Genomic DNA, 11,898 nt, shown 5'->3' with positions numbered 1-11,898 from the left:
TTATTAAATGAAATGAAATGGATAATGAAGATGAAATTAATAGAGGAAAAATTACTCCAGAGAAAGCAATGCAAATGTTAAACTCTGAGGGTATGAATGTTACGATTGAGGAAGCAACTGAAATTTTGTTATTTTTACGAAAAATCGCGCATGCGGTTGTATCTAAATTTTTAGAATCATGAGTATTATTGCAGATTTATACATACGCGTAAGCACAGATGAGCAGGCTGAGAAAGGTTATTCCCAAAGAAATCAAGAAGAAGTTCTTCGTAAATATTGCTCGATAAATTATATCGAGGTTCGAAATGTTATTTATGAGGATCATTCTGCTAAGACTTTTAATAGACCACAGTGGAATAAGATTTTAATTAAATTAAAAAAGGAAAAAAATAAGACGGATCTTATCTTGTTTACAAAATGGGATCGTTTCAGCAGAAACGCGGGTGACGCATATCAAATGATAAGCACTTTAAGAAAGTTAGGAGTGGAACCTCAGGCAATTGAACAGCCTCTTGACTTATCAGTTCCAGAAAATAAAATGATGCTTGCTTTTTATCTTGCAGTTCCTGAAGTTGAAAACGATAGAAGGGCGCTTAATACCTTTCATGGAATGAGAAGAGCAAAGAAAGAAGGAAGATATATGGGTACTGCACCATTTGGATATGCCAATAAGTCAAAAGAAGATGGCACAAAATATATTGCATTGGTTGAACCCGAAGCTTCTGTTATGCGTTGGATATTTGAGGAGATTGCTAAGGGGATCTTCAATACTGAACAAATATTTCATATGGCTAAGAGGAGAGGATTTAAAAGAACTAAAGCTAATATGTGGGGCTTGATACGAAATCCAATATACTACGGTAAAATTTTTGTTCCGAAATATAAGGACGAAGAAAGCATGTTGGTTAAGGGACTTCATGAACCGCTTATTTCTGAGGGATTATTTTATAATGTTCAGGATGTTTTAGATGGCAGAACACGTATTTATAGGCCTAAAATTAAAACCGTTATAGATTTTCCTCTAAGAGGGTTTTTTATCTGTCCAAAGTGCCAGAAAAAACTACAGGGAAGTAAATGCAAAGGGCGACACAAGCACTATCACTATTATCATTGCGAGGCTATCTGTAAATTCAGAATAAACTCTGAAAAAGCAAATAATATGTTTGTTGAAAATCTTAAAAAGTATCAGACATTCCCTGAAATTAGAAAGCTTTATAGTTCAATTTTGTACGAAACCCATCGGGAACTAGCTGATAATGCAGGTGAGCAGAAAAGAAGGCTTTTAGAACAAATTAAGGACTATGAATTACGATTAAGCAATGCGAGAGATTTATTGCTAACATCAAAAATTGACCCAGATGATTACAAGCTTATAAAAGAGGACTACGGTTTACGAATTACAAACCTTGAGAGAGAATTATCATCAGTAACAAAAGATAAACATAGTATCGAAGAGCTTTTAAATAAAGGAATTGACAATTTAATTAAGATGAACCAAGCATATGTAGACATGGATTTGTCAGAGGCTCGCAGCCTAATTGGTTTAGTTTATCCCGAAAATTTTACAATTCAAGAAAATAAAATACAAACCGCCAGAGTCAACTCAATTGTGGAGTCTATTTACTTGATTAATAAGGATTTGGAAGATAAAAAAAATGGGACAAAAGATGATTTTTATCTTTTGTCCCGTAGAGTGACCTCGACAGGATTCAAACCTGTAACCTTCTGAGCCGTAATCAGATGCGCTATTCAGTTGCGCCACGAGGCCTTTTTGTTATCAATTAGCTATTTTTTTGTAGCTTTGTTGATTGCTTATTGCGGGTGCAAAGATAGACATAAATGTGAGATAAACAAGGAAAAAATAACATAAAAATAAAAAAAAATGCAGTTCGAAAATTATATACGTGATATTCAGGGTTTTCCGAAAGAAGGAATTTTATTTAAAGATATCACACCTTTACTAATTAATCCAGAAGCGCGAACAAATTGTCTTAGAATTTTGCTCGACTCACTAAATGGAGAAAAAATAGATAAGGTAGTTGGTGCCGAATCTCGTGGTTTTTTCTTCGGAATGTTATTGGCGCAAGAGTTAAATGCCGGATTTGTTCCCGTAAGAAAACCAAAAAAGCTTCCGTTTGATACGATTTCTGCTTCTTATGAGTTAGAATATGGTTCTGATAGTTTGGAAATGCATATAGATGCTATTAAAAAAGGAGATCGCGTTTTAATTCACGATGATGTGTTGGCTACTGGAGGAACTGCAAAAGCAGTTTGTGAATTAGTAGAAAAACTCGGCGGCGAAATTGTACAATGTAATTTCTTAATGGAGCTGACTTTTCTTAACGGAAGAGAAAAAATAAAAGAATATCCCGTTTTTGCTGCATTAACTTATTAATGGAGATAAAATATATGGTATAATAGACGATTCATGCTTTTACTTTGCGTTTAAGAAGAGAAGACTAGAGATTATATCCTTAAGCATTAAATAAGAAATTGAAATTAAATAACGTGGTTTTAGAGCTTTTTTTTCATAAACTTTGGGCTTCAAACTTGAAACGAAAAGAAAACCCGACAAGATCATTGTCGGGTTTTATTGTTTTAAAATTGAGAAAGAAATTATCTTAAGGTTGCACCTAGTTCAGTTTCGAAAGTCTGTTGTAATTTAGACATGATTTTATCGATTTGAGCATCAGTTAATGTTTTAGTATTATCTTGAATAGTAAAACTTAAAGCATACGATTTTTTTCCTTCTGGCAATTTATTTCCTTGATAAACATCAAATAGATTAATGTCTTTTAAAAGTGTTTTTTCTGTCTGTTTTGCTAGATTGAAAATGCTTTCATAAGTTGTTTTTTCATCGATTAATAAAGCCAAATCTCTACGAACTTCTGGATATTTAGGAATTTCAGTATACTTAATTTTTCCTGTGATGATTTTTAAAACCAAATCCCAGTTGAAATCTGCATAATAGACGTCTTGTTTGATACCAAAATGCTTTAAAATAGGTTTTTTAACCACACCCATTTCAACTAAAATATCGTTATTGTAAGTAATCGCAGTTCCTTCAGAATAAACATCTGATTGAACAGGAGCATTACCAATTTTTTCAATTCCTAAACGAGATAAAATCGCTTTTACATATCCTTTCAATAAGAAGAAATCTGTCGTTTTCTGCGCGCTTGTCCAGCTTTCTTTGTTTCGGTTTCCAGAAACTAATAAAGAAAGGTGTTTATGCTCTTCATATCCGTTTAAATATTTGTGATATGTTTTTCCGAATTCAAATAATTTTAAATCCGAATTTTTTCTATTAATGTTATAAGAAACAGCCTCTAATCCAGAAAACAATAAAGACTGGCGAAGTGTCGCTAAATCGCTACTCAACGGATTCAACATCGAAACATTATGTTCTTCTTTTAATGAAGCAGATAATTTCGCGTAAGCTGCAGTTGTCAATGAGTTAGCCATCATTTCGTGGAAACCTTGCGAATTTAACTGAGAAGCAATTACGTTTTGTACTTTATAATCTTCTGTTCTTGGTGAATTCGCTACTGTAGCATTAAATTTCTTAGAGAAATTAATGTTGTTGTAACCGTAGACTCTCAAGATTTCTTCGATTACATCAATTTCACGCTGAACGTCTACACGATATGCAGGAATCGTTAAGCCTAAACCAGTATCAGAAACGCTGTTCACTTTAATATCTAAAGAAACCAAGATTTTTTTAATTGTATCTTTTGGAATTTCCTGTCCGATAATTTTAGAAACATGGCTAAAATTCAATAAAACAGAAAAATCTTCTACTTTTTTAGGATAAACTTCTACAACATCAGAAGTGATTTTTCCGCCAGCAACTTCCTGAATTAAAAGTGCCGCACGTTTTAAAGCATATTCTGTAATAGTTGGATCAATTCCTCTTTCAAATCTAAAAGAAGCATCGGTGCTTAATTGATGTCTTTTTGCTGTTTTACGAATGCTTACTGGATCAAAATAAGCACTTTCTAAGAAAATAGAAGTAGTTCCTTCAGAAACGCCAGATTTTTTACCGCCAAAAACACCTGCAATACAAAGCGGGCCTTTTTCGTCGCAAATCATTAAATCTTCTTTGTGAAGTGTTCTTTCAACGTCATCAAGAGTAACAAATTTAGTTCCCTCTGCAACTGTTTTTACAATCACTTTTCCGTTGATTTTTGCTGCGTCAAAAGCATGTAAAGGCTGTCCTAATTCATGTAATACATAATTAGTAACGTCAACAATATTATTTTTTGGAGTTAATCCGATAGCTTTTAAACGGTCTTGTAACCAGCTTGGAGATTCATGTACAGAAATTCCAGAAATAGTTACACCACAATATCTTGGAGCTAAATGAGTATCTTCAACATTTACATCAATTTTTAGCGTACGCATGTCAACTCTAAAGTTGCTTACAGAAGGTGTAATCAATTCTACGTTTACGCCACGCTGCAGCATTCCCGCTCTTAAATCGCGTGCAGTTCCAAAATGGCTCATGGCATCGGCACGGTTAGGTGTCAATCCAATTTCGAAAACTTCATCATTTGCAATTTGAAAAACTTCAGAAGCAGGAGTTCCGGGAACTAAATCCTCAGCCAAAACCATAATTCCGTCATGGCTTGTACCTAAACCTAATTCGTCTTCAGCACAGATCATTCCGTGACTTTCCTGTCCGCGGATTTTTCCTTTTTTAATGGTAAATTCTGCACCATCTTTATCGTATAGAACAGTTCCAATTGTTGCAACAGGCACTTTTTGTCCTGCAGCCACATTTGCAGCACCGCAAACAATTTGTACAGGAGCTTCTAAACCAATATTAACGGTGGTAACTTTCAATCTATCAGCATCAGGATGTTTTTCGCATGTTAGAACGTGTCCAACAACAACGCCTGCTAAACCTCCTTTTATTGATTCGTATTTTTCGACAACTTCAACCTCTAAACCTAAATCTGTTAGTAATTCAGAAGTCTGCTCAGATGTCCAATCTGTTTTAATAAATTGTTTTAACCAGTTGTAAGATATTTTCATTGTAGTTCTTTAATTCTTTGTATGAGGTTACAAATATAAGGATTGCGCATTGGAGTAGGAAAAAATTGAGTAGTTTTTTCTAGTTGTTTTTAAATGACGTAAAAATGCTGCTTACTAATTATTTAGCAATTTATAGATTAAAATTTTGATAAATGATTATTATAAAAGACTAAAAAAATCGAATGTGTAATTTTTGTGCTACAAGATGAATGAATAATGCTATTCTGTTTCTTTTTATGAAACTAAATTTGGAGTAAATCAAAAAAAGAATATTATGAGCACCGCAGTAAAAAGACCTGAATTTAAGGCAAAATACGATAACTATATTGGTGGAAAATTTGTAGCGCCAATTAAAGGAGAATACTTTGATGTAGTTTCTCCAATTGATGGAAAAGTATTTACAAAAGCAGCACATTCTGGAAAAGAAGATCTCGAATTGGCTGTAGATACTGCTTATGAAGCATTTAAAACTTGGGGAAAAACTTCTGTAACCGAAAGGAGTATTTTGCTAAATAAGATTGCACAAAAAATTGAAGACAATTTAGAATATATCGCTGCAGTTGAAACAGTAGACAACGGAAAACCAATTCGCGAAACACTTGCCGCAGATATTCCGTTGGCAATTGATCACTTTAGATATTTTGCTGGAGTTATTCGTGCAGAAGAAAGTTCGATAGCAGAATTGGATTCGCAGACGGTTTCTATTGCGTTAAGCGAACCTTTAGGGGTTGTGGCGCAGATTATTCCGTGGAATTTTCCAATTTTAATGGCAGTCTGGAAAATTGCTCCAGCTCTTGCCGCAGGAAATACAATTGTTTTGAAACCAGCAGAAAGTACGCCAATATCTATTATGGTTTTAATGGAATTGATTGGAGATATTCTTCCTCCTGGAGTTCTGAATATTGTAAACGGATTTGGTGCCGAATTAGGCCGTCCGTTAGTAACCAATAAAAAGGTATCGAAAGCTGCATTTACGGGTTCTACAACAACAGGACGTTTGGTAATGCAGTATGCGACAGAAAATATTATTCCGGTTACATTAGAATTGGGCGGAAAATCTCCAAATATTTTCTTTCCTTCTGTAGCAGATCACGATGATGATTTCTTCGACAAAGCCGTAGAAGGTGCTGTATTATTTGCTTTAAATCAAGGTGAAATTTGTACTTGTCCGTCTAGATTATTAATTCATGAGGATATTTACGACAAGTTTATCAAAAAAGTAATTGAGAGAACGGAAGCCATTATTGCTGGAAATCCGTTAGATAAATCTACTATGATTGGAGCTCAGACTTCGATTGTTCAGAAAGAAAAAATCATGTCTTATATCAAATTAGGAAAAGAAGAAGGAGCAGAATTATTGACTGGAGGTGATGAAAATAAATTGGGTGGCGATTTAGAAGGTGGTTATTACATCAAACCGACTTTATTTAAAGGTCACAACAAAATGAGAATTTTTCAAGAAGAAATTTTCGGGCCAGTTTTGGCAGTTACGACTTTTAAAACTACCGAAGAAGCGATCGAAATTGCAAATGATACCATGTATGGTTTAGGCGCAGGAGTTTGGACACGTGATGCGCATGAAATTTATCAGGTTCCAAGAGCGATTCAGTCTGGTCGTGTTTGGATTAATCAATACCATTCTTATCCTGCAGGAGCTCCATTTGGAGGTTATAAACAATCTGGAATTGGCCGTGAAAATCATAAAATGATGTTGAGCCAGTATCGCCAAACCAAAAACATGCTGATTTCTTACGATAAAAAGAAATTAGGTTTCTTCTAAGAGAATATAAACTTGAGAATAGAAAGCTAAAAAGTTTTCTATTCTCTTAAAACCATAGAATTATGCTTCCAAAAACAATGAAAGCTGCGGTCGTTAGAGAATTTGGTTCTCTTCTACAAATTGAAGAAGTTGAAGTAAAACGCCCAGGTAGAAATGAAATTCTTGTAAAAGTAATTGCAAGTGGAGTGTGCCACACCGATTTACATGCTGTAGATGGGGATTGGCCAGTTAAACCTAAAATGCCTTTAATTCCAGGACATGAAGCTGTTGGTTACGTTGTTGCAGTCGGACAGGACGTAAAAAACGTAAAAGAGGGAGACGCTGTTGGCGTGCCTTGGCTTTACAGTGCCTGCGGAGGCTGCGACCACTGTATTACAGGTTGGGAAACTTTATGCGAAAGTCAGCAGAATGGCGGTTACAGTGTAGATGGCGGATTTGCAGAGTATGTAATTGCAGATGCCAGATATGTTGGAATTTTACCTTCAAATGTGAATTTTATAGAAATGGCTCCAATTTTATGCGCTGGCGTTACAGTTTATAAAGGATTAAAAGAAACTGAGGTGAAACCTGGCGAGTGGGTAGCAATTTCTGGAATTGGAGGTTTAGGGCACGTTGCTGTGCAATATGCAAAAGCTATGGGAATGAATGTGGCGGCAATTGATATTGGAGATGATAAATTGGAACTGGCAAAAAAATTAGGTGCCGATTTGGTTGTGAATGCTAAAAATCAAAATCCTGGAGAATTCTTAAAGAAAGAAGTTGGTGGTGTGCATGGGGCATTGGTTACCGCAGTTTCTCCAATTGCTTTCAAACAAGGGCTTGAAACATTGAGAAGAAAAGGTACAATGGCATTAAACGGACTTCCTCCAGGCAATTTTGATTTGTCTATTTTCGATACCGTTTTAAATAGAATCACCATTAGAGGATCTATTGTAGGAACTCGAAAAGATATGAAGGAAGCAATTGAATTTGCTGTTGATGGCAAAGTCAAAGCAACAGTAACAACTTCAAAACTAGAAGATGTAAACACCGTTTTTGATAAAATGAAAAAAGGTGAAATAGAAGGAAGAATTGTGTTAGATATAGCACAGTCCTAAATAGTTGGTTATGTTAAAGCAGTAAAATCTTAATTGAGTTTACTGCTTTTTTTTAATTTTTATAGCGATGATTAAACGAATTGATGCCACAGAAAAAGCAGTCGAACTGATTAATGTTCTAAAAGAAAAACACGGTGATTTAATGTTTTATCAGGCTGGAGGATGTTGTGAAGGCACACAGCCGCAGTGTTTTGAAAAAGGAGCTTATTATCAGAGAACTGGAGATGTTTGTATTGGTAAAGTTGAAGATGTTGAATTTTGGGTAGACAAAGATTTATTTGAATACTGGAAACATGCTCACTTTACTCTTACTGTAATTGACGCATTTGGAGTAGGAGGTTTTTCTTTAGAAACTCCATTAAAAAAGACTTTTCAAATAGAATATAGAATTTTCACTCCAGAAGAAGAGAAGGATTTAGAACCGATTACAAGAATTGAATGAGTTTTGAGGTTTCAGGTTTCAGGTTTCAGGTTTGAAGTTTCAGGTTTGAAGTTTCAGGTTTGAAGTTTCAAGTTGAAAAACTTAGAATCTTAGTAACTTAGAACCTTAGCACCTTTAATTAATATACAATAACTGATACTGCTTTGGTGTTATTCCCTCATATTTTTTGAATAATCTGATGAAGTAGTTGGCATCTTCGAAACCAGCTAAATAACAAACCTCGTTGATTTGTAAGCTTGGATTCTTCAATAAGTTTTTGGCACATTTTATTTTTTCATTCAAAATATACTCAATTGGACTCATTCCGAGTTCGCGTTTAAAGAAACGGTAGAAAGAAGTGGTGCTCATACAAGCTTTTTCGCTTAACGATTTTAAACTTATATTCTCCTTTAAATTCTGTTTGATATATTCTGTAACCTCTGTAATTGGATTATTGTTTTCAAGAAATTTTCCCTCATTAAGAGATTTTACAGTCTGCGTTTGAATAATTCTGATCAATAATTCTTTTAAAGTCAGATCGGCAAAAATATCTTTGGTGATCGATGTGCTCATACATTCTTTAATGAGCTTATTAATCGTCGCAGCCATTTCGACATTATTGTAAAAGAAATAATTCTGATAGTTTAATTGCCAGTACATGTTATTTCCTTCTTTCGGATATTGTTCATTTAAGAAGTTTAAGATTTCTAGAATCTTAGATTGATCAATAGCCAATGCCAGACATTGAGTCGGATTGCTTTTGGAGGCTTCCGGAAAGTCAATTTTCATTTCTACGTTTGAAGGAACAATTACTGTTTCCCCAGGCAGATATTCAAATTCAGGATCATCAAAAAGATGCATTACTTTTTTGCCTCTAAGCATGCTGGTCACCACTAAATCGTTAAATTTTAACGGAACCATTTTAGTCGATTCGTAGGTTTCAAACAAATTTAATTCACAATGATTCAAATTGTAAATAGTTCTATTTTCGACAAGAGTCTTTAATGATTTTTCTTGCGATAATTGGAGCGGATTGACTAAAAATCGTTGGTTGTTCATTAAATTTATTTTTTGGTGAAGACTTTAAATTTAATGAAAATAAGAATATAAACGGCAGATTTAACGTTTTGTTAAATCAGTTCTTCAACGTGTTTTTTGATGTTTTCAGAAATTTTTCTTGTTGGTAGATCATTTTCGTCATTTCCAAATGGATCTTCGATTTCTTCCGCAATCAACTCTAAACTTGCCAATACATAAAAGATAAAAACCACCACAGGCGCAACTAAATATCCTAAACTAACAGAATAGCCAAATGGAAGTGTCATCGTGTAAAAGAAGATGAATTTCTTTATAAAAGCACTGTAAGAGTAGGGAATAGGTGTGTTTTTGATACGCTCACAAGCTCCACAGATATCTGTAAAAGCGACTAATTCTTCATTTATGGTAATAAGCTGATCGCCAGATATTTTTCCAGCATCATACAAATCGTTGATTTTATGATACATTATTCTTTTTAACTGGTTCGGTTTGTGTTTGTGATGATCAATTTCCAAATCAACATCTTCAAAAAGCTGTTTGCTGGTTTCTTCGTCTTTTAAATGGATATTCAGAATTTCAGCATACATCGGAATAAATTTTCTAAAAAACTTTCTATCATTCTCATCTTTTAAAATTGCTGAAAGTTTAATAGCTAGATTACGGCTGTTATTTACAAGTCCGCCCCAAAGTTTTCGGCCTTCCCACCATCTGTCATAAGCGGTATTGGTTCTAAAAACAAGCAAAAGCGAAATCACAAATCCAAGCATTCCGTGCATCATCGGAATGTTATAAATATAATCGTTTTTGGTTACCTTAAAATACTGAAGTTCAAGATAACATACAATAGTGGCGTATATTCCAATTGCAATCATAATCGTAAACAGTTTTCGAACGGTATCCGATTTATGAAAATGGAAAATAAAGGTGAACCAGTCTTTGGTATTGTATGTAATCATTAAAGTATGTTTTGAAACAAATTTAAATGAAAAAAATATTCTGCTGTGTGTAAAATAGAAAAATATTCAGCACGAATAAATATAGATGATTTGAGACTATACAAACAGTATTTTTTCTATAAAAATGTTTGCTAACATTAAAAAAAATCTGCCAAATCTGCTAAATCTGCGAGAGAAAAATAGCTCGCAGATTTAGCAGATTCGGCAGATCATATTTGATTTTTAAAAGGAAAATTAAAAGTTGATATTTCCTGCTAATTCTTTTAAGGCAATTTCAGATAATTTTGCTTCGTATTGTGCATTGCTGTAACGCACTTTTGCATTGACATAATTTAACTGAGCAGTTCTAAAATCGAGTGTTGTAATGGTTCCGATTTTAAATTTGTCTAATGTGATTTCTAAATTCTGTCTGGCAATAGCTTCATTGTTTTCTTCTAAACCAATCAATTCCAAATTGGTTAAATACGTTTGAAAAGCAGTGCTTAATTGCGTATTTAAAATCGTATTTTGCTGTTTTATTGCAATTTGCGAATTCTCTATCTGTAATTTGGCTACTTTTTCATTTCTATGCTGATTAAAACCATCAAAAATATTCATAGAAGCATTAAAACCATAATTTAAACCCTTTGAAGAAGTTTCGCTGGTAAAACCTAAACTGGATTGGCTTTCAGAGAAATTATATCCAGAAGTTAATCTTAAAGTGGGATAACGGTCTGCTTTTACTTGTTTGAGCTGTAATTCGGCTATACGTTTATTGATAACCTGCGCTTCTAAACCTGGATTTTGTTTCTGAGCCAAATCCATTAAATCTGCTAAAATCAATTTATTGTCCACTTTTACTTCATCTGTAACCTTGAAGTCAATTTTTGGGTCACGCGCTAAATATTGGTTCAATAAAATTTTGCTATTGGCATACGTTTCTTTTTGTCTTAGCAAAGCCACTTGATCAGAATTTAAGTCAACTTGTGCATTTAAAACTTCTAATTTTGAAGCCTTCCCGATACTAAAACGGTTTTTAGCCAAAGTCAGACGCTGGTTCGAAATTACAATTGTGGTGTCTAATGCCGAAAGCTGTTGCTGTTGCTGAACCAAATCGTAATAAGCAGAGTTTACTTGAGCAATTTTAAGCAAAATCGTTCTTTTAAGTTCTGCATCGCCCAGTTTTTGAAGCTCTTTTAACTGGTCCAATTTGGCAAACATTTTCATTCCATCAAAAACAGTCCAGCCTAAACTAACGCCGTAATTTAAACTGTTGTTTTTAGCATTGTTCAATGTAGTTGATGTACCATCCTGACGTACTTGTGTCGAATTTGTAAGGTTGTTATTGTCTGTAATACTTGCCGTTGCAGTTGGCAACATTCCCGCATTTCCAATAGTAACGTTTGTTTCGTTTATTTTGGAATTGTTTTTGGCAATTTTAATCTCAAAATTATTTTCCAAAGCTATGGTCATAGCTTGTTCAATAGTAAGAACTTCCTGTGCCTTTGCCTGAATTGAACAAAAAAGCAGGATAAGTACTGTACAATATATTTTTTTGATATTCATATTCGTTTTCTTTAACCAGAAAGT

Annotated in this window: 10 protein-coding genes and 1 tRNA gene; 6 read left to right on the top strand and 5 right to left on the bottom strand. The window is 34.0% G+C overall.

From position 1 onward, the window contains the following. The first annotated feature begins 17 nt into the window (after positions 1-17). Positions 18-182, top strand: coding sequence for a hypothetical protein (locus tag JC605_RS08305; protein ID WP_198855757.1), 165 nt, complete (start codon positions 18-20; stop codon positions 180-182). Next, positions 179-1,729 (top strand): recombinase family protein, encoded by a 1,551-nt coding sequence (locus tag JC605_RS08300; RefSeq protein ID WP_198855756.1) that lies wholly within the window; start codon positions 179-181, stop codon positions 1,727-1,729. Before JC605_RS08305 ends, JC605_RS08300 begins: the two co-directional genes overlap by 4 nt. Here JC605_RS08300 and JC605_RS08295 read toward each other — a convergent pair. Beyond that, positions 1,695-1,768 (bottom strand) — tRNA-Arg (locus JC605_RS08295). The genes JC605_RS08300 and JC605_RS08295 overlap by 35 nt on opposite strands. 114 nt (positions 1,769-1,882) lie before the next feature. Between JC605_RS08295 and JC605_RS08290 the strand changes: the two genes are divergently transcribed. Continuing rightward, positions 1,883-2,395: an adenine phosphoribosyltransferase gene (locus tag JC605_RS08290; protein WP_198855755.1), complete on the top strand. Its 513-nt coding sequence runs from the start codon at positions 1,883-1,885 to the stop codon at positions 2,393-2,395. 221 nt (positions 2,396-2,616) lie between these two features. On the opposite strand, the gene pheT is transcribed toward JC605_RS08290, so the two are convergent. After that, positions 2,617-5,037, bottom strand: a complete 2,421-nt coding sequence (gene pheT, locus JC605_RS08285; RefSeq protein ID WP_198855754.1) for a phenylalanine--tRNA ligase subunit beta — start codon at positions 5,035-5,037, stop codon at positions 2,617-2,619. Positions 5,038-5,311: 274 nt separating this feature from the next. On the opposite strand from pheT, the gene JC605_RS08280 reads away from it, so the two are divergent. The 3 genes from JC605_RS08280 to JC605_RS08270 all read left to right on the top strand — a co-directional run bounded on the left by JC605_RS08280 (position 5,312) and on the right by JC605_RS08270 (position 8,356). Continuing rightward, positions 5,312-6,817 carry an aldehyde dehydrogenase family protein gene (locus JC605_RS08280; protein WP_198855753.1) on the top strand — a complete coding sequence of 502 codons (1,506 nt, stop codon included), beginning with the start codon at positions 5,312-5,314 and terminating at the stop codon, positions 6,815-6,817. Between the two features lie 62 nt (positions 6,818-6,879). Then, positions 6,880-7,914: an alcohol dehydrogenase AdhP gene (gene adhP, locus JC605_RS08275; protein WP_198855752.1), complete on the top strand. Its 1,035-nt coding sequence runs from the start codon at positions 6,880-6,882 to the stop codon at positions 7,912-7,914. Positions 7,915-7,981: 67 nt separating this feature from the next. Further along, positions 7,982-8,356, top strand: a complete 375-nt coding sequence (locus JC605_RS08270) for a DUF779 domain-containing protein (protein WP_198855751.1) — start codon at positions 7,982-7,984, stop codon at positions 8,354-8,356. Positions 8,357-8,470: 114 nt separating this feature from the next. Here the strand turns inward: JC605_RS08270 and JC605_RS08265 are convergent, their stop codons facing one another. The 3 genes from JC605_RS08265 to JC605_RS08255 all read right to left on the bottom strand — a co-directional run bounded on the left by JC605_RS08265 (position 8,471) and on the right by JC605_RS08255 (position 11,874). Continuing rightward, positions 8,471-9,394 (bottom strand): AraC family transcriptional regulator, encoded by a 924-nt coding sequence (locus JC605_RS08265; protein ID WP_198855750.1) that lies wholly within the window; start codon positions 9,392-9,394, stop codon positions 8,471-8,473. 71 nt (positions 9,395-9,465) lie between these two features. Next, positions 9,466-10,329, bottom strand: a complete 864-nt coding sequence (locus JC605_RS08260) for a bestrophin family protein (RefSeq protein WP_198855749.1) — start codon at positions 10,327-10,329, stop codon at positions 9,466-9,468. A 234-nt stretch (positions 10,330-10,563) separates the two neighbouring features. Continuing rightward, positions 10,564-11,874: a TolC family protein gene (locus JC605_RS08255; protein WP_198855748.1), complete on the bottom strand. Its 1,311-nt coding sequence runs from the start codon at positions 11,872-11,874 to the stop codon at positions 10,564-10,566. Between the last annotated feature and the right edge of the window lie 24 nt (positions 11,875-11,898).

It is taken from the genome of Flavobacterium sp. IB48, from assembly GCF_016405855.1.
GTDB classification, from domain to species: Bacteria; Bacteroidota; Bacteroidia; order Flavobacteriales; family Flavobacteriaceae; genus Flavobacterium; species Flavobacterium ginsengisoli.
The sequence above is the reverse complement of the archived record's forward strand: the minus strand, read 5'-3'. Positions and strand labels throughout refer to the sequence as shown.